This is a genomic window from Neisseria sp. P0021.S007 (assembly GCF_051956855.1).
Genome location: NZ_JBQCXA010000006.1, coordinates 89944 through 108620, shown reverse-complemented (window position 1 = coordinate 108620; position 18677 = coordinate 89944). Strand labels below are relative to the sequence as shown.

18 protein-coding genes are annotated in these 18677 nt (G+C 48.4%); 10 read left to right on the top strand and 8 right to left on the bottom strand.

Translation table 11 applies throughout. The features are described 5' to 3' along the window. Nucleotides 1–40: 40 nt before the first annotated feature. The 5 genes from ybaK (at nucleotide 41) to hemB (ending at nucleotide 3910) form a co-directional block, all read left to right on the top strand. Nucleotides 41–526, top strand: coding sequence for a Cys-tRNA(Pro) deacylase (ybaK, locus tag ACTHUR_RS08700; RefSeq protein ID WP_004519716.1), 486 nt, complete (start codon nucleotides 41–43; stop codon nucleotides 524–526). A gap of 15 nt (nucleotides 527–541) precedes the next feature. Further along, nucleotides 542–1129, top strand: a complete 588-nt coding sequence (locus ACTHUR_RS08695; RefSeq protein ID WP_004519715.1) for a DnaJ domain-containing protein — start codon at nucleotides 542–544, stop codon at nucleotides 1127–1129. 3 nt (nucleotides 1130–1132) lie between these two features. Beyond that, nucleotides 1133–2005 carry a DMT family transporter gene (locus ACTHUR_RS08690; RefSeq protein WP_049344792.1) on the top strand — a complete coding sequence of 291 codons (873 nt, stop codon included), beginning with the start codon at nucleotides 1133–1135 and terminating at the stop codon, nucleotides 2003–2005. 160 nt (nucleotides 2006–2165) lie between these two features. Continuing rightward, nucleotides 2166–2876 (top strand): DUF6973 domain-containing protein, encoded by a 711-nt coding sequence (locus ACTHUR_RS08685; RefSeq protein ID WP_004519713.1) that lies wholly within the window; start codon nucleotides 2166–2168, stop codon nucleotides 2874–2876. 32 nt (nucleotides 2877–2908) lie between these two features. Continuing rightward, the gene (gene hemB, locus ACTHUR_RS08680; RefSeq protein ID WP_003683488.1) at nucleotides 2909–3910 is read left to right on the top strand and encodes a porphobilinogen synthase; all 1002 of its coding nucleotides are present in this window, start codon (nucleotides 2909–2911) and stop codon (nucleotides 3908–3910) included. A gap of 191 nt (nucleotides 3911–4101) precedes the next feature. On the opposite strand, the gene lipA is transcribed toward hemB, so the two are convergent. From lipA to ACTHUR_RS08665, 3 genes are all read right to left on the bottom strand, one after another. After that, nucleotides 4102–5085: a lipoyl synthase gene (gene lipA / locus ACTHUR_RS08675; protein ID WP_003683323.1), complete on the bottom strand. Its 984-nt coding sequence runs from the start codon at nucleotides 5083–5085 to the stop codon at nucleotides 4102–4104. Between the two features lie 129 nt (nucleotides 5086–5214). Then, nucleotides 5215–5817 carry a lipoyl(octanoyl) transferase LipB gene (lipB, locus tag ACTHUR_RS08670; RefSeq protein WP_004519711.1) on the bottom strand — a complete coding sequence of 201 codons (603 nt, stop codon included), beginning with the start codon at nucleotides 5815–5817 and terminating at the stop codon, nucleotides 5215–5217. After that, entirely contained in the window at nucleotides 5817–6092 is a 276-nt protein-coding gene (locus ACTHUR_RS08665) for an HP0495 family protein (protein ID WP_004519710.1), read from the bottom strand. The genes lipB and ACTHUR_RS08665 overlap by 1 nt, the downstream gene beginning before the upstream one ends. Before the next feature lie 213 nt (nucleotides 6093–6305). Between ACTHUR_RS08665 and lon the strand changes: the two genes are divergently transcribed. The 5 genes from lon (at nucleotide 6306) to ACTHUR_RS08640 (ending at nucleotide 11860) form a co-directional block, all read left to right on the top strand. Then, the gene (gene lon / locus ACTHUR_RS08660; RefSeq protein ID WP_049333811.1) at nucleotides 6306–8765 is read left to right on the top strand and encodes an endopeptidase La; all 2460 of its coding nucleotides are present in this window, start codon (nucleotides 6306–6308) and stop codon (nucleotides 8763–8765) included. A 185-nt stretch (nucleotides 8766–8950) separates the two neighbouring features. Continuing rightward, on the top strand, nucleotides 8951–9220 hold the full coding sequence (locus ACTHUR_RS08655; protein WP_003683413.1) for an HU family DNA-binding protein: 270 nt from the start codon (nucleotides 8951–8953) through the stop codon (nucleotides 9218–9220). 349 nt (nucleotides 9221–9569) lie between these two features. Then, complete coding sequence (locus ACTHUR_RS08650; protein WP_036490759.1) at nucleotides 9570–9839, top strand: FeoA family protein; 270 nt, start codon at nucleotides 9570–9572, stop codon at nucleotides 9837–9839. A 27-nt stretch (nucleotides 9840–9866) separates the two neighbouring features. Further along, nucleotides 9867–11735: a ferrous iron transporter B gene (gene feoB / locus ACTHUR_RS08645; protein ID WP_049336637.1), complete on the top strand. Its 1869-nt coding sequence runs from the start codon at nucleotides 9867–9869 to the stop codon at nucleotides 11733–11735. Then, nucleotides 11732–11860 (top strand): FeoB-associated Cys-rich membrane protein, encoded by a 129-nt coding sequence (locus ACTHUR_RS08640; RefSeq protein WP_003683546.1) that lies wholly within the window; start codon nucleotides 11732–11734, stop codon nucleotides 11858–11860. The genes feoB and ACTHUR_RS08640 overlap by 4 nt, the downstream gene beginning before the upstream one ends. A gap of 115 nt (nucleotides 11861–11975) precedes the next feature. On the opposite strand, the gene ACTHUR_RS08635 is transcribed toward ACTHUR_RS08640, so the two are convergent. From ACTHUR_RS08635 to aceF, 5 genes are all read right to left on the bottom strand, one after another. Further along, the gene (locus tag ACTHUR_RS08635; RefSeq protein WP_049333815.1) at nucleotides 11976–12629 is read right to left on the bottom strand and encodes a DUF1287 domain-containing protein; all 654 of its coding nucleotides are present in this window, start codon (nucleotides 12627–12629) and stop codon (nucleotides 11976–11978) included. Nucleotides 12630–12851: 222 nt separating this feature from the next. After that, entirely contained in the window at nucleotides 12852–14228 is a 1377-nt protein-coding gene (mpl, locus tag ACTHUR_RS08630) for a UDP-N-acetylmuramate:L-alanyl-gamma-D-glutamyl-meso-diaminopimelate ligase (protein ID WP_049344804.1), read from the bottom strand. Between the two features lie 404 nt (nucleotides 14229–14632). After that, nucleotides 14633–14971: a P-II family nitrogen regulator gene (locus tag ACTHUR_RS08625; RefSeq protein ID WP_003683576.1), complete on the bottom strand. Its 339-nt coding sequence runs from the start codon at nucleotides 14969–14971 to the stop codon at nucleotides 14633–14635. A gap of 89 nt (nucleotides 14972–15060) precedes the next feature. Beyond that, nucleotides 15061–16845: a dihydrolipoyl dehydrogenase gene (gene lpdA, locus ACTHUR_RS08620; protein WP_049344805.1), complete on the bottom strand. Its 1785-nt coding sequence runs from the start codon at nucleotides 16843–16845 to the stop codon at nucleotides 15061–15063. A 77-nt stretch (nucleotides 16846–16922) separates the two neighbouring features. Continuing rightward, nucleotides 16923–18554, bottom strand: a complete 1632-nt coding sequence (aceF, locus tag ACTHUR_RS08615; protein WP_440361169.1) for a dihydrolipoyllysine-residue acetyltransferase — start codon at nucleotides 18552–18554, stop codon at nucleotides 16923–16925. Between the last annotated feature and the right edge of the window lie 123 nt (nucleotides 18555–18677).

Here is an 18677-nt window from a genome sequence, read left to right as displayed (position 1 = left end):
TTAAGAGGGGCTGTCTGAAAAGGATGGCGGAAAACAACCCATGAGTAAAGCAGAATATCCGGTTACGCAGGCAGTACGCTTTTTACGCAGTAAGAAAATCGATTTTGTCCCTTATGTTTACGCATATGAAGAACATGGTGGTACGGCGCGTTTTGCCGAATGTACGGGCAAGCCCGAGCATCAGGTCATCAAAACGATTGTTTTGCAGGATGAGCATAAAAAAGGTTTGGTTGTTTTAATGCACGGTGACAAACATATTTCCACCCGCAATCTGGCGCGCGAACTGGGTTTGAAACACATCGAACCGGCAACGGCAGATCAGGCGGCGAAATGGACAGGATATTTGGTCGGCGGGACGTCGCCGTTCGGTATGAAAACCGCGTTGCCGGTTTATGTGGAAGAAAGTATTTGGGCTTTGGACGAGATTTTTATCAATGGCGGCAAACGTGGGTTTATCGTAGGCATGAAGCCTGAAAACCTGCGGACGCTTAATCCGCAAGATGTTCATGTTGCAGTGGACGCGTAAAGGAGGGGAATACAGATGGAACAAGTGAATTTATACGAAATCTTGGGTGTATCTCAGGATGCGGATATCAACGTTATCCGCGAAGCTTACGGCAAATTGGTGGCCAATCCGGATATTCAGAAAGATGCGGAGCGTTTCAAAGCCATCGGACAGGCGTTTGAAGTATTGTCTCATCCGGAAAAACGTTTGGCTTATGATGCGGCTATGCAGTACGAGCGTCAGGAAGCCAAAGACAACAGCTTCAATAATACGGCGACAAATGTGGTCAACACGCCCAGCTCTGACGTAAAAAACTATGTTTTTATTGCTTATGTTACATATGCTGTGGGCTTATTGATTTTGTTTACCCCCGTTGTCGGTGTGATTATGGCGTATGTTAAACGCGATGAGGCTCAAGGCAGTATTTACGCCAGTCATATCGATTATTTGATTAAGACATTTTGGGTGTCTTTAGTGGGTACGGTTTTGGGAACTTTTACTACACTGATCTTAATTGGTTGGCTGATTTTATTGGTAACTGCCATTTGGTTTATTTACCGTGTAGTCGTCGGACTGATTAAACTGAATGAAGATAAGCCTGTTTCCAATCAAGGATGGTTTTAAAGCATGGCATATTTATTGGCAAGTATCGTTTGCAGCGTGTTGGTGTCTGTCTTGCTGAAAGTGGCGCGCAAGCAAAAAATCAATATCGAGCAGGCGGTGGCGGTGAATTATATCGTTGCCGTCACTTTGACCATGCTGGTGTTAAAACCCGATTTGAGCAATCCGCAGGTATTTTTACCGACGTGGTGGCTTTTTGCGGCCTTGGGCATATTGCTGCCAAGCGTGTTTGTCATTATGGGCAAATCCGTAGATGCGGCAGGTATCGTCAAATCGGACGCGGCACAACGCTTATCGCTGTTTCTGCCGATTGTCGCTTCATTCACGCTTTTCCATGAGCAGTTGACCGAAGGCCGTCTGATCGGTTTGGTATTGGCATTTACGGCACTGTTTTTCTTGCTTTGGAAAAGCGATGGCGGCAAGAAATCCGGCGGCTTCAGCACGCAAGTAATGCTGCTTTTGAGCGTCTGGTGCGGCTACGGCGTCATCGATATTTTGTTCAAACAAGTGGCGAAAAGCGGTACCGCTTTTGCCGGTAATTTGCTGGTGGCGTTTTGTTTGGCCGGTATCTTGATGTTTGGCTACCTGTTTGCCAAAGGAAGCAAATGGACCAAAGAGGGCATAGTGGGCGGTATGATTTTGGGCTGTCTGAACTTTTTGAATATTGTTACCTACATCTCGGCACACCAAATCATGAAGGATAATCCAACCTTGGTCTTTGCCGGTATGAATATTGGCGTGATTGTTTTGGGTACGCTGATCGGTGCGGCAATATTTAAGGAAAAAATCAGCAGCATTAATGCAGCCGGTATCAGTATTGCTATTTGCTCGATAGCCTGCCTGTTTTATTGGCCGCAGATTCGCAGCTTACTGGGTTAAAAATACTCAGGCCGTCTGAAAGTTTTCAGACGGCCTTATTTTTATTATAAAATAGCCATTCATGCGCTGATTTGGCCGTGTGGAAATTATTTTGCGCTTACGGGCGTTTCTATGTTAAACAAAGAAGTTGAACTCACACAATAATATCGATAGTTACATCATGAAACATATTAAAAAACACATTCAATGCGCCGTTTTCGGCATGCTGGTATTGTCCGGTTGCCAATCGTATCAGGAAGATCAAAGCCGCCGCAGTAAAATGGCTCAATTCGCGCTTAACCATCCCGTGGCCGCCCAAGTTATCGGGATGGAAGACGAAGGCTTAATCAATATGACCAGTAATGCCACACGCTTTGCCGAGCGTACAGGTTTGGACGACAAAGCAAACGGCGACAGCAGGGGAACACAGGTCAATGCCGTACGCCAAGCATTGTGGCAGGCGGCGATTGCTTCTAAATTCGACAGCATTATTGCAGAAAAAGCAGGTAATGCGCGTCTGACGGATATGGAGTTGCGAGAAGGTAAAGACGACTACTTCAGCCGCTACCTTGCCGACCAGGCAGTCGATCAACGTAATAACCGTATCGGCCGCAGTATCGGCAGTGCCAAACCCGACAGCGATATGAAGACGCTGGCGGCAAGCATTTTGTTCTACTACAACAAAGTAGGCTTATGGACGGCTTCCGAAGTGAACAACCGTTGGCGCATCAAACAGGAAAAACTTTCAGACGGCCAGTATGCCGAGGCATTGAAAAATATCGCCAAATTGGATCAAAACGGTATGACCGAACAGGAACGTAATAGTTATAAAACCGGTACGTTCAGCGAAATCAAACGTTCGGTCAAAGCCATACGTCAAGTCGAAGACTGATTTTAAGACTTCATTATTGAAAGGCAATTGTTATGAATTTCCCTCCGCGTTATGTCTCAAACACCCGTATGCGCCGTATGCGTAAAGATGATTTTTCACGTCGTCTGATGCGCGAGCATACTTTGACGGCAGATGATTTGATCTATCCGGTTTTTGTATTGGAAGGCCAGAATCAGGAAGAGGCAGTCCCATCCATGCCGGGTGTCAAACGCCAAAGTTTGGACAAATTGTTGTTCACTGCTGAAGAAGCACTGAAGCTCGGCATTCCTATGCTGGCTTTGTTTCCCGTGGTAACGCAAAACAAAACCGAGTTTGCGGAGGAAGCTTATAATCCTGAAGGCTTGGTGCCGACAGTAGTACGAACCCTGCGCGAGAAATTCCCAGAGCTGGGTATCATGACCGACGTTGCCTTGGATCCCTACACCATTCACGGTCAAGACGGTTTAACCGATGAAAATGGCTATGTCCTCAACGATGAAACCATTGAAGTTTTGGTAAAACAGGCTTTGTGTCATGCCGATGCAGGCGCACAAGTCATTGCCCCGTCAGACATGATGGACGGACGTATTCTTGCCATCCGTGAAGCCTTAGAAGATGCCGGACATATCCATACGCGCATTATGGCGTATTCGGCAAAATATGCTTCAGCGTTCTATGGCCCGTTCCGCGATGCCGTCGGTAGTTCCGGCAATCTGGGTAAGGCAGACAAGAAAACCTACCAAATGGATCCTGCAAATACTAACGAAGCCTTGCACGAAGTAGCATTGGATATTCAAGAGGGCGCAGACATGGTTATGGTAAAACCGGGTCTGCCGTATCTGGATGTCGTCCGCCGAGTCAAAGACGAATTCGGCGTACCGACGTATGCTTACCAAGTTTCCGGCGAATATGCCATGCTTCAGGCTGCCATTCAAAACGGTTGGCTGGATGGCGAAAAAACCATTTTGGAAAGCTTATTGGCATTCAAACGTGCTGGCGCCGATGGTATTTTGACTTACTACGCGATTGAAGCGGCAAAATTGTTGAAGAAGTAAAATAAAGAAATAAATTAAAAAGCGGCAAACAGTGTTTATCCTGTTTAGCCGCTTTTTTGTATTACTTAAGATTGGCTCAATAGGGCCCGACTAAGGTTTATTTTTTGAAAATCTAAAGAGTTTTGCATAAACAAAGGCCGTCTGAAAAAATAGTCCCCTGATTTTTCAGACGGCCTTATATGATTTAAACCTTAGTGGTGGCTGCAACCGCCGTGGGTTTCACGCAAAGCTTCGGCTGCTTGTTCGTCTGCGTGGTAGCTGGAGCGAACCATTGCGCCGATCGCGGCATTAGTAAAGCCCAATTCGTATGCTTCTTTTTCAAAAACTTTAAATTGGTCAGGCGTTACATAGCGTAGGACGGGCAGGTGGCCGTCTGAAGGTTGCAGATATTGGCCGATGGTAATCATCTCGATATTGTTGGCACGCATATCGCGCATTATTTCGCGTACGTCCTCGTCTGTTTCGCCCAAGCCGACCATGATGCCGGACTTTGTCGGGATATGGGGCATCATTTCTTTGTAACGGCGCAGAAGCTCGAGGGAGTGTTGGTAATTGGCACCCGGACGGGCTTTTTTATACAGGCTTGGATGGGTTTCTAAGTTGTGGTTCATCACGTCGGGCGGTGTTTCTGCCAAGATTTCCAGTGCGATGTCCAAACGGCCGCGGAAATCGGGAACAAGGATTTCGATTTTGGTATTCGGGCTGGTTTCGCGGATGGCTTTGATGCAGTCGGCGAAGTGTTGGGCGCCGCCATCACGCAGGTCGTCACGGTCGACGGAAGTAATCACGACATAGCGCAGGTTCATGGATTTAACGGATTCGGCCAAGTGTTTAGGCTCGTCAGGATCCAGCATATTGGGGCGGCCATGACCAACGTCGCAGAACGGGCAGCGGCGGGTACAAATATCGCCCATGATCATGAATGTGGCCGTACCCTTGGTAAAGCATTCGCTGATATTTGGACAAGATGCTTCTTCGCACACGGTATGCATTTTTTGTTCGCGAAGAATGTTTTTGATTTCAAAGAATTTCTTGCCCGGTAATTTGGCGCGGATCCATTCGGGCTTTTTCAATTTTTGTTCCAATGGAACAACTTTAATCGGAATGCGTGCAGTTTTATCTGCGCCTTTCAGTTTGATGCCGCGTTTTGGGTCGTTTTTTACTTCTTCACTCATGGTGATGTGTTCTTTCTGTCGTTATAAAGGCCGTCTGAAAAGCTTATTGTAGTCTTTATGAACTAAGGGCTTGTGGGTTCAGAGGGGCAGTTAAAAGATGGTGTTGGGGTCGAATATTTTCAGACGGCCTTATGCCAGCTCTTTCTGTAAATGCTTGGTCAGTTTGTCTGAAACTTCTGCCAAGCCGGGTGCCGGAGAGACAAAGTCGGCAATTTGGGTCATTTCCATACCGGCATAACCGCAGGGGTTGATATGGGTAAACGGACTTAAATCCATGTTCACGTTAAGCGCCAAGCCGTGGTAAACGGAGCCGTCTTTGATACGCAGGCCCAGGGAAGCGATTTTACGCTCGCCGACATAAACGCCGGGACGTTTGGGGTCGGCGGCTGCTTCGATGCCGTATTCTGCCAAGGTGGCGATGATGCTGTTTTCAAGTGCGGAAACGATATGGCGCACACTGGTCTTACGGCGTTTGAAATTGATCATCGTATAAACGACCAATTGGCCAGGACCGTGGTAGGTAATTTGACCTCCTCTGTCAATTTGGACAACGGGAATATCGTCGCGGATGAGGAGGTGTTCGGGCTTACCGGCCAAGCCTTGAGTGAATACGGGCGGATGTTCGACCACCCATAATTCGTCTTCGGTATTTTCGTCACGCGAGGCATTAAATGCCTTCATGGCTTCGAAAGTCGGCAGGTAATCGACCAAGCCTTTGTGCACGATTTTCATTACAGCACCACTTTTACCAATTCGTGTGAAGTCAGGTCGCGGTAGATATTGTCGAGCTGCTCTTGATTTTCAACATTTACATGGACAGTCGCGCCGGTATAGTTGCCTTTGCTGCTTGGGCGCGTAGTAATGTGGTGCGGCTCGGTATCGGGAGCGTGTTTGCGCACGGTTTCCAAGATGGCGGATTCAAATTCCGGATGAACCACGCCCATGACTTTTACAGGAAAGGTGCAAGGGAATTCAATTAATGATTTTTTTTCGGTTGAGTCTGTCATGGTTTACTACCTTTTTTGGTTAGCCAGGGCCGTCTGAAAAGTTTTCAGACGGCCCAAAATCCGATATATTTTATCGTAAACGTCCATATCGGGCTATTAAAAATGATGTTTTAGAAAATAGGTGCGGATAAGCTGTTTTCAAGTCTTGAAATGGAGCGCTTCAGCCCAATTTTGAGCTACATTCTGATTTAACAATGATTGAGATTTCTAACTATGCCGACAAAAGACAAATATTTCGAGGAATACAGTGCGCTGGCTACCTTGCCTTTACGCGATGTCGTGGTGTATCCGCATATGGTATTGCCGCTGTTCGTCGGTCGTCCTAAATCGATTGCAGCCCTTGAGGCGGCAATGGCTAATGATGATCCGGTTTTCCTGTTGGCCCAGCTTGACCCTAATACAGAAGACCCTAAAGCTGAAGATTTGCACCAAACTGGTACGGTTGCCCAAGTTTTGCAGGTTTTGAAGCTGCCTGACGGCACCGTTAAAGTGTTGGTAGAAGGTATCCGTCGTGCGCGCGCATTGACGGTTGACGAAACAGGCGGACTGTTTTTATCCCATGTGGAGGCGATTGATGAAAACAGCGACAAGGACAATCCCGAAATTGAAGCCTTGCGCCGTACCTTGCTGACTCAATTTGAGCAATATGCGAAATTGAACAAAAAAATCCCTGCCGAAGTTATCAGTACCATCAGCAGTATCGATGACAACAGCCGTCTTGCCGATACTATTGCCGCGCATTTGCAGCTGAAATTAGAGCAGCGTCAATATGTACTGGAGACTGCCGGCATTGTTGACCGTTTGGAATTTCTGCTGGCGCAGTTGGAAGCCGAACTCGATATCATGCAGGTCGAGAAACGCATCCGTGGCCGTGTGAAACGTCAAATGGAAAAATCCCAACGTGAGTATTACTTGAATGAGCAAGTAAAAGCGATTCAGAAAGAATTGGGCGAAGAAGACGAGCGCGACGAGCTGGATGCGCTGGAAAACAAAATCAAAGAAGCAGGCATGAGCAAAGAGGCTGAAGAAAAATGTCTGTCTGAATTGAAAAAACTGAAAATGATGCCGCCGATGTCTGCGGAATCTACCGTCGTGCGCAACTACATCGATACTTTGCTTGAGTTGCCGTGGAAGAAAAAATCCCGTGTCAGCAAAGATATTGCCAAGGCTGATTTGATTTTGAATGCCGACCACTATGGTTTGGAAAAAGTTAAAGAGCGCATTTTGGAATATTTGGCCGTTCAAAAACGTATGGACAAGCTCAAAGGCCCGATTTTATGTCTGGTTGGCCCTCCGGGGGTGGGTAAAACTTCCTTGGGTGAGTCGATTGCCAAAGCCACAGGCCGTCAATATGTGCGTATGGCGTTGGGCGGCGTGCGTGATGAAAGCGAAATCCGCGGCCACCGCCGTACCTATATCGGCTCTATGCCGGGCAAAATCTTGCAAAATATGGCGAAAGCGGGTGTGAAAAACCCATTGTTCCTGCTTGATGAAATCGACAAGATGGGCAGCGATTTCCGTGGTGATCCTGCCAGTGCTTTGCTTGAGGTGCTGGATCCTGAGCAAAACAACAAGTTCGCTGACCATTATGCCGAAGTCGATTATGATTTGAGCGATGTGATGTTTATTGCCACTTCAAACAGCTTGAATATCCCGACTCCGCTGCTTGACCGTATGGAAATTATCCGTCTGTCCGGTTATACGGAAGATGAAAAAATCAATATCGCCATGCAATACCTTGTGCCGAAACAAATGAAGCGCAATGGTGTGAAAGAGGGTGAGTTGGTGGTTGATGAAAGTGCGGTGCGCGATATTATCCGTTACTACACCCGCGAGGCCGGTGTCCGCTCGTTGGATCGCGAAATTGCCAAAATCTGTCGCAAAGTGGTGATGCAGGTTACTTTGAATGAGGACAAGAAAAAAGCGTCCAAATCCAAAACAGTAAGCAAGGCCAAGCCTAAAGCGATTAAAGTTACTGAGAAAAATCTGCATGACTATCTGGGCGTGCGCCGTTTCGACTATGGTGTGGCCGAAAGCGAAAACCGCATCGGCCAGGTAACCGGTCTGGCTTGGACCGAAGTCGGTGGCGAGTTATTGACCGTAGAGGCGGTTGCCTTGCCGGGTAAAGGTACGATTCAATGCACCGGCCAACTGGGCGATGTCATGAAAGAATCGGTATCGGCTGCATGGTCGGTTGTCCGTTCCCGTGCTGAATCAGTGGGTTTGGCGCCTGATTTTTACGAGAAGAAAGACATTCACGTTCATGTGCCTGAAGGTGCGACGCCAAAAGACGGTCCGAGCGCAGGTATCGCCATGACTTTGGCGATGGTTTCTGCCTTCACCAAAATTCCGGTGCGTGCAGACGTGGCGATGACCGGCGAAATCACTTTGCGTGGCGAAGTCTTGCCGATTGGTGGTTTGAAAGAAAAACTGCTGGCTGCTTTGCGCGGCGGTATCAAGCATGTATTGATTCCAAAAGACAACGTCAAAGATTTGGAAGAAATCCCTGAAAATGTTAAAACCGGTCTGACCATTCATCCGGTCAAATGGATTGATGAAGTGTTGGCTTTGGGTTTGGAAGCTCAGCCTGAGCAATGGGCGGCTGAATTGGCGGTTGCCGAGACCCCGCAAACTTCTAAGACGAAGTCAAGAACAAAAGCAACCAAGCATTAAGTTGGTCGTCTGATGTTGCAAAAAATGTGGTTTTGCCCTGAATGCCACAAAAATAGGGCAATTCCACATCTTTTACTTGACATGATAATTTCAGAATTGCTATAAAGTGCGTATGTGCTTTAAAAGTGCTTAAGCCCCGAGTATTCGGGCATTTCATCATTTTTTACGATAGGAAGGGACTAATTGTGAACAAGTCTGAATTGATCGAAGCAATTGCTCAAGAAGCCGGCATTTCCAAATCTGCTGCGCAAAAAGCTTTGGATGCTACTACTAATGCCGTAACCAATGCGTTGAAAAACGGCGACACTGTTACTCTGGTCGGTTTCGGTACTTTCTACGTCGGCGAACGCGCCGAACGTCAAGGCCGCAACCCTAAAACTGGCGAGCCTTTGACTATTGCTGCTGCTAAAACTCCTAAATTCCGTGCCGGTAAAGCATTGAAAGACGCTCTGTAATTTAGAGTCTTTCCCTGAATGGGAATAAAAAACCGATTTGATTCGGTTTTTTATTTTGAAGGCCGTCTGAAACCTTTCAGACGGCCTTTAGTTTGTTGAGTGTATAAAAAGGCTGAAATCCTAATGATAAAAGGATTTCAGCCTTTTTAGTTTATCTTGTTACACTTGATTTTTACATTAATAAGATTTATCATTAGCAAAGAAAATAACAATACTTAAAACAAACCGCACTTATCGAAAGAAGAGGCAAATAGCCACTCATAACCAATCTTTCAAATGTGCCACACATTCGTCATTCTTCTCACGTTTTTTAATAATCTACTTTTAAAACAAATGAAAAGAGAGGCTTATGTCTACCATTCCTTTGTCGCGCCTGAAAAAAGGCGCAGTCGTACATATTGATTCTATTATTTCCAACCCTGTTTTTGGTGAATTGGATTCCTTGGTAACCCGTCGTCTTGCGGATTTGGGTTTTTCCAGCGGAATGCCGTTGCAAGTGATTGCCGTGGGCGGTTTTGGAAGAGGACCGTTTGCAGTACGCTTGGGCAATCAATCCCAATTTTCCCTGCGGTTGGAAGAGGCCGGGAAGATTATGTGTCGTATCGTTGAGGCCGTTTAAGGCCGTCTGAAAGAATAAGGAAAAATGATGGAACTAAGCTATTTTGCCTTGATTGGCGCGCCAAACTGCGGCAAAACCGTTTTGTTCAACGGTTTGACCGGCTCACATGCCAAGGTTGCCAATTATCCGGGCGTAACTGTCGATAAGCGCGAGGGCGCCTTCCTCGACGACGAGGCCGTCCGCATTATCGACCTGCCGGGCACATACAGCCTACGCACGACCAGCCCCGACGAAGCGGTGGCGAAAGATGTAATGGTAGGCAAGATGGGCATTCCGCCCGATGCCATTATTGCCGTTGCCGACGCGACCAACCTGCGTATGACCCTGCGCATGATTTTGGAACTGAAAACGCTGGGACTGCCTATGGTGGTGTCGCTGAATTTGAGCGACGTGGCCCGCAAAAGGGGCTTGAATATCGACGCGGCCAAACTGAGCGAGTTGTTGGATGCACCTGTTTTGGAAACAGTTGCAGTGAGCGCGTCGGGTGTACAGGCTGTACGCGAAGCCGTGGCGAAGCTGCCGCGCAAACGCTCTTTCCCCGCAAACCCCGCCTCTGCCGAACGCACGCTCGATGCGCTGGATAGCGACAAACTTTATCAAGAAGTCGAATCGATTTTGGCACAAGTGGTACGCACCCAGATGACGCTGCCCGCATGGCACAAAAAACTCGACGACATCGTGCTGCACCCCGTCTGGGGCATGATTATGCTGCTGGTCATCCTGTTTATGGTGTTCCAAGCGGTTTACACATGGGCGGCGCCGATTATGGACGCCATCGAAGGCGGCTTTACCGCGCTGGGCGAATGGATAGGCGCCAACATGGAGCCGGGCATCCTCAGCGACTTGCTCGTCAACGGCGTCATTGCCGGTTTGGGCAGCGTGTTGGTGTTCCTGCCGCAGATTACGATTTTGTTTGCCTTTATCCTGCTATTGGAAGACTCAGGCTATCTGCCGCGTGCAGCCTTCCTGCTGGATAACATCATGGCAAAAAGCGGTTTGTCCGGCCGTTCGTTTATTCCCCTTTTGTCCAGCTTTGCCTGTGCCGTTCCTGCCGTGATGTCGGCGCGTACCATTAACGACCCGCGCGAACGCCTTGTTACCATCGCGGTTGCGCCGTTGCTGACTTGTTCCGCACGTTTGCCAGTGTATGCGCTGATTATCGCCGCTGTTATTCCTGACCGTACAGTGGGTGGGATTTTCAACCTGCAAGGCCTGACATTGTTTATTCTTTATATCGTAGGCATTCTGTCGGCTGCATTGGCAGCGTATATCATGAAACGCTTGGCGCGGATGAAAGGCAATGTGCAACAATTCCCACTTTTGATGGAATTGCCGACTTTCCGTACGCCTAACTTCAAACACATCATGACCAGCTTGTGGGATAGGGTAAAAGCCTTCCTGAAACGCGCGGGTACCATCATTTTTGCGTTGGCCGTGGTCTTGTGGGGCTTGGTAAGCTGGCCGCAACCGCCTGAAGGCGCAACCGGTGCCGCCATCGATTACAGCTTGGCAGGTACGCTTGGTCATGCTATTCAGCCGTTTTTTGCACCTTTGGGTTTTACTTGGGAAATGTGTATCGCCATGATTCCGGGTATTGCCGCGCGCGAAGTGGTCGTTGCCGCATTGGGTACCGTTTATGCCGTCAGCGCGTCGTCTGAAGATGCCGTACAAAACGCATTAATTCCCATCATACACAACAACTGGGGCTTGCCGACCGCCTTTGCCTTCTTGGCTTGGTATGTGTATGCTCCGATGTGTGCCGCGACTTTGACCGTGATTAGACGCGAAACCAAATCCACGAAAAATATGCTTATGATTACAGGCTATTTGTTCCTGATGGCTTATTTTGCCGCATTCGTGGTTTACCAAATTTCTTCAAGGATACTATCATCATGACTCAATATATTATCGTCGGCTTGATTATGCTTGCCTGCGTATTCTTCCTCTTGCGAAAATTCGTATTCAAACCGAAAAAACGCGACTGCAGCAGCGGCTGCGGTAAATGCGGCGGTTGTGGTTAAATAAAGAGGGTTAGGTAAAAGTAAAAGGCCGTCTGAAATGGTTTCAGACGGTCTTTTTTATTGCTCTATGGCTTTTCAGATGCAAAACTAGGTATTTAGAGCTTAGCACCAGGATTTATTGAACGGGAAGCCTGAAATGTCCAGTGATGGTGTAGCGGTAGAGGACATCGTCTTCACGGGTTCCTGAACCGATATTATGGATAATCAGGGGCCTGTCTCCGATTTTTCGATCGGAGACGATACCGATATGGGGACGGTTGCCTTTCAGTTCCCAAGTTACAATATCGCCAGCTTGATAGTTTGTATCTTGAACGGCCCAGCCTTGACGCGTGAAATAAGTCATTAGGTTAGGTACGCGGCGGTGGTCAATATTGGTATCAGGTTGTTTCAAACCCCAGCGTTTCGGATAGACGGAAAAGTTGCGGCTCATGTCTTGATGAACAAGATCTTGCAAATCTATATTTTGGTCGCGCAAGGCACGGATAATGACGTCTGTGCAAACGCCTTTTGATATCGGCACATCTCCCATCGGATAAGTGAGCTTCGTGTAAGCTGGGTCGTAACGAAGGGTTTTGCCGATTTGGTTGCGCGCAGATTGTACGATTTTCGGTGATGGTCCTTTGGGTTCGGTAATTTTTTGTTGTAGGAAATCGGTATTAATACTTAGGATAGAATTGTGATGACGAGCAAAAAATACAACTGTTGTAATCAGAAGGATAGAAAGCGCAATACTGAGAACTATGGGCTTAAAGGCTATTTTGTGTTTCATGATATATGCACGGCTTAGATGTTGTCTGCATTATTATCAGATTTTTGAGTGGGTTGGCAATGCATAATGGAAAAATGGTCTTGAGCAAGTATGTACGGGCAAATAATAGATGAGTGTTATTTGGGTATTACCAAAACATTTTTTGTAAATATAGATTTTAAATTGGCATATGATAAAAGGCCGTCTGAAAACTTTTCAGACGGCCTTAGTTATTGGAGAAGGCTATTTCAATGCTTCTAACAGCTTCCCGTGTATTCCACCGAAACCGCCGTTGCTCATGACCAAAATATGATCGCCTGCTTCGGCATTTTTCACAATTTCGGCAACAAAGGCATCGAAGTCTTTGCCTACGTGCAGTTTGTCACCTAAAGGCGCGAGGGCTTCGGCGACGTCCCAGTCCACGCCACCGGCGTAGCAGAACACTTGGTCGGCATTGTTTAAGCTTGCGGGCAGGGCGGCTTTCATGGTACCGAGTTTCATAGTGTTAGAACGTGGCTCGAGGACGGCGAGGATGCGTGCGTTACCGACGTGCTGGCGCAGACCTTCGATAGTGGTTTCGATGGCGGTCGGGTGGTGGGCAAAGTCATCGTAAACAGTGATGCCGTTTACCGTGCCTTTGATTTCCATACGGCGTTTGACGTTTTTAAATGCACTTAAAGCTTCGCAGGCCGTCTGAATATCGACGCCGGCATGACGTGCAGCGGAGATAACGGCGAGGGCGTTCATACGGTTGTGTTCGCCCATCAGTTCCCACGCGACGTGTCCGACTGTTTCGCCGTGATGACGTACGTCGAACGAGCCGTCGGCATGGACGGTACCAACCTGCCAGCCTTGTTCGGTACCAAATTTTTCTACGGGCGTCCAGCAGCCTTTATCCAGAGTATCTTGCAGGCTTTGCTGTTGGCCGTTGCAGACGATGAGGCCTTCAGACGGCACGGTGCGTACCAAATGATGGAATTGGGTTTGAATGGCGCCCAAATCGGCAAAAATGTCGGCGTGGTCGAATTCAAGATTGTTCAAAATGGCGGTACGCGGACGGTAGTGTACGAATTTGGAGCGTTTGTCAAAAAAGGCAGTATCGTATTCGTCGGCTTCGATAACGAAGAATGGGGATTTTGAGTTAGGGTCTTGGCGCGGGGGTTGTGGCAGACGGGCGGAAACGCTGAAGTTTTCCGGTACGCCACCAATCAGGAAGCCCGGAGCGAGACCGGCATATTCCAAGACCCAGGCGAGCATGGAGGCGGTAGTCGTTTTGCCGTGTGTGCCGGCTACACCGAGTACCCAATGATGGTGTAATACGTTTTCAGCAAGCCATTGCGGGCCGGAAATGTAAGGCAGGCCTTTATTCAAAATGGCTTCAATCACATCCATGCCGCGTTTGGCAACATTACCGATAACGTAAATATCGGCTTTAAATTCGTCCAATTGAGCGGCATCAAAACCTTCATGTACGTCTATGCCCAAGGCTTCAAGCTGGGTGCTCATCGGCGGATACATCTTTGCGTCGCAACCGCTGACTTTAAAACCTGCTTCTTTGGCAATAGCCGCTACGCCGCCCATAAATGTGCCGCCGATACCGATAATGTGGATGTGTTTCATGATAAGACTGTCTTTGGATAAATTAATTTTAAAGCCGTCATTATAACGGAGTTTGGATAAAGAAAGGGGTCGTCTGAAAAGTTAGGCAACAACAAGAATAGGAAAAAATGCGAAGAATTGATTTTAAAAGGAGGGCGTTGAGGTTTTGCAAGTATGGGATTGGGGTTAGCCCTGCTTTGGAAAGAGTTATTTGATACGGTAAAGTCGTTCACGAAGGTCAGGTGAAGCATTGCCTCGAACTCCTCCATGCTTGATAGCGTGAAGTTTTCGATAATAGGTTTACTTGGATAGACTTTAGAGAATGGGGGGTATTCAATTAATGCCGTCTGAAAAATAAGTCCTGAGCAAACCACGCTACGACTTATTTTCAGACGGCATTTGTATTCTGTGTTTTGCGATTTCTATTAAAGCGCTGCTTCCGAGCGTTCACCGGTACGGATACGGATAGCTTCTTCAACCGGATAAATGAAGATTTTACCGTCACCGATTTTGCCGGAATGTGCGGTTTCTAAAATGGCATCAACAGCCTGATCGACTTTGTCGTCAGCCAATACCAATTCGATTTTCACTTTAGGCAGGAAATCAACTGCGTATTCTGCGCCGCGATAAATTTCCGTATGGCCTTTTTGGCGGCCGAAACCTTTGACTTCGCTGACGGTCATGCCGGTAATGCCGATTTCAGTCAGGATTTCGCGTACATCGTCGAGTTTGAAAGGTTTGATAATAGCTTCGATTTTTTTCATATTAAGTCTCCTTGTTTGCAAAAAGGCCGTCTGAAACATTCAGACGGCCTTTGTTCCATCAAGTTCGTTCAAATTTTATTTGAGTGAACTTATTTCTTTTTCTGAGCCGGTAGGTCGGTACATACGCCCAATGCCACTTCCGCAGCCATACCGATGGATTCTCCCAGGGTTGGGTGTGGGTGGATGGTTTTACCGATATCGGCGGCATCACAGCCCATTTCAATCGCCAAGCAGACTTCACCGATCATATCGCCGCCGTTAGGACCAACGATACCGCCACCGATGATGCGGCCGGTTTCAGCATCAAAAATCAGCTTGGTGAAACCATTGTCGCAACCGTTGGCAATTGCACGGCCGGAAGCAGCCCATGGGAAGTTGGCTTTGGTAATTTTGCGGCCGGAAGCTTTGGCAGACAACTCGGTTTCGCCAACCCATGCCACTTCAGGAGAAGTGTAAGCAACACCCGGAATAACGCGCGCGTCAAAGTAGGCTTTATGGCCGGCACAGTTTTCCGCAGCAACGTGGCCTTCGTGAACGGCTTTGTGTGCCAACATCGGTTGACCGACGATGTCGCCGATAGCGTAGATGTGCGGCACGTTGGTGCGCATTTGTTTGTCCACTTCGATGAAGCCGCGGTCAGTTACAGCAACGCCTGCTTTTTCGGCGCTGATGAGTTTGCCGTTAGGCGCACGACCGGCAGCCACCAATACGGCATCGTAACGTTGTGGCTCTTTAGGCGCATTTGCACCTTCAAAAGTAACGTAAACGCCGTCTTCTTTAGGCTCAACAGCAACAGTTTTGGTGTTGATCATGATGTTGTCAAAACGGTATTCGTTTTGTTTTTGCCATACTTTAACCAAGTCGCGGTCTGCGCCTTGCATCAGGCCGTCCATCATTTCAACAACATCCAGGCGAGACCCCAAAGTGCTGTAAACCGTACCCATTTCGAGACCGATAATACCACCGCCGATGATCAACAGTTTGCCTGGTACTTCTTTCAGAGCCAGTGCACCGCTGGAATCGATGATGCGTGGATCTTCAGGAATGAAAGGCAGTTTGGTTACGCGGCTACCTGCTGCAATGATACAGTTTTTGAAGGCAACGATTTTTTTCTCGCCGGTAGGAGTCGCTTGCTCGTACACGTCGCCGGTAGTCAGCGACACTTCCAAGTGGTGCGGATCTAAGAATTGGCCGTCGCCTTGGATAACGTCTACTTTACGGCCTTTGGCCATGCCTGCCAAACCGGTAGTCAAACGGGAAACCACGCCGTCTTTGTAAGCACGCAGCATGTCGATATCGAGTTCAGGCTCTGGGTATTTGATACCGTTGGCAGCCAAGTGACGCACTTCATCGATAACGGCAGCATTGTGCAACAGGGCTTTGGAAGGGATACAGCCAACGTTCAAGCAAACGCCGCCCAAAGTTTTGTAACGCTCGACGATGGCAACTTTCAAGCCTTCGTCAGCAGCGGCAAATGCAGCAGAATAACCGCCAGGGCCGCCACCCAATACAACTACGTCGTATTCGGCATCGGCAGAACCGCCGAATTGAGCAGCTTGAGGAGCAGGAGCGGCTGCTTTAGGTGCTTCTTGCGCAGGAGCAGCTGGTGCTTCGGCTTTAGGAGCGGCAGCCGCACCTTCGGCTTCAACGACTGCAATCAAGCCGCCTTCGGAGATTTTATCGCCGACTTTAACTTTAACTTCTTTAACGACACCTGCAACTTCGGCAGGTACGTCCATAGTGGCTTTATCGGTTTCCAAAGTAATCAGGGTATCGTCCACAGCAATGGTGTCGCCTACATTTACTTCAACCGCAATAATATCTACGTTTTCGTGACCGCCAATGTCGGGCACTTTTAATTCAACTAAGCTCATGTCTAATCTTTCTGAATGATGTTCGGACTTCTTTTTTCAGACGGCCTGAGTAAAAAGGCCGTCTGAAAATGCTCGGATTACAGAGTAATGCGGCGGAAGTCTTTCAACAGGTTAGCCAGGAATACGGTAAAGCGCATACCGGCGGCACCGTCGATGACGCGGTGGTCGAAGGACAGGCTCAATGGGCACATCAGGCGAGGAGCGAATTCTTTGCCGTTCCAAACCGGTTTAATTTGGGATTTGCACACGCCCAAGATGGCAACTTCAGGAGCATTCACGATTGGCGTGAAGCCTGTACCGCCGATACCGCCCAAGCTGGAAATGGTAAAGCATGCGCCTTGCATTTCTTGTGGTTTGAGCTTGCCTTCGCGGGCTTTTTTAGACAATTCGGTCAGCTCTTGGCTGATTTGTTTCAAGCCTTTTTGATCCACGTCTTTGATTACTGGAACAACCAAGCCGTTTGGCGTGTCTGCTGCGAAACCGATGTTGAAGTAGTTTTTCAGCACCAAGTTGTCGCCATCCAAAGAGGCGTTGAATTCAGGGAAGGCTTTCAGTGCAGCAACAGAGGCTTTAATGATGAAGGCCAATGGAGACAGTTTCACGCCTTCGCGTTCCCATTCTTTGTTCAGCTGTTTGCGGAATTCTTCCAATTCGGTCATATCCGCTTCCTCGTGTACGGTAACGTGAGGAATCACAACCCAGTTGCGAGACAGGTTTTGACCAGAGATTTTCTTAATGCGAGACAGTTCTTTAACTTCGACGCTGCCGAATTTAGAGAAGTCAACTTTAGGCCATGGCAACAAGTCCAGACCACCGCCCAAAGAGGCAGCGGCAGGTTTGCCTGCACCGCTTTGCATAACGGATTTAACGAAGGCTTTAACGTCTTCGCCCATGATACGGCCTTTCAGACCGGTACCTTTAACTTGACCCAAATCTACACCCAATTCGCGCGCCAGTTTACGTGCGGAAGGACCTGCATGGGCTTTGGCAAAAGCAGCTTCGTCAATTTTGGCAGCTGCAGGTGCAGCTGGAGCAGGCGTAGCGGCTGGTGCGGGAGCAGCAGGAGCCGGAGCAGCGGCTGGTGCAGGTGCGGCAGCTTGAGCGGCAGGAGCAGGAGCAGCTGCGGCGGAACCGGCGGTTTCTACTTCGATAATGGCAGAACCTTCAGATACTTTGTCGCCAACTTTTACAAATACGGCTTTAACAACACCGGCTTCTGTACATGGTACGTCCATAGTGGCTTTGTCGGTTTCCAGAGTAATCAGAGTGTCGTCAACGGCAACAGTGTCGCCAACTTTAATTTCAACGGCAATAATGTCTACATCTGTATGACCGCCAATATCCGGGACAACAACTTTTACAGTTGCCCCGCCTGCAGGGGCTGCGGCAGGAGCGGCAGCGGGAGCTGCAGGAGCCGGGGCTGCATCGGCAGCGGGAGCTGCAGGAGCCGGGGCTGCATCGGCAGCGGCGGCATCGGTTTCAACGGTCAGAATAACACCGCCTTCAGAGATTTTATCGCCAACTTTAACTTTAACTTCTTTCACGACACCGGCTGCATCGGCAGGTACGTCCATAGTGGCTTTGTCGGTTTCTAAAGTAATCAGGGTGTCGTCAACGGCAATGGTGTCGCCTGCTTTAACTTCTACAGCGATGATGTCGACGTTTTCATGACCGCCGATATCAGGGACTTTGATTTCTACGATACTCATTTGAGTTCCTTTAATATTTTCAGTTTGATGCCGTCTGAAAACTGTTTCACACGGCATCGGTACAGTTTGTCTGTTCAAACCATTCAAACATTTGGTTTTCAGACGGCCTAATGTTAACAGGCC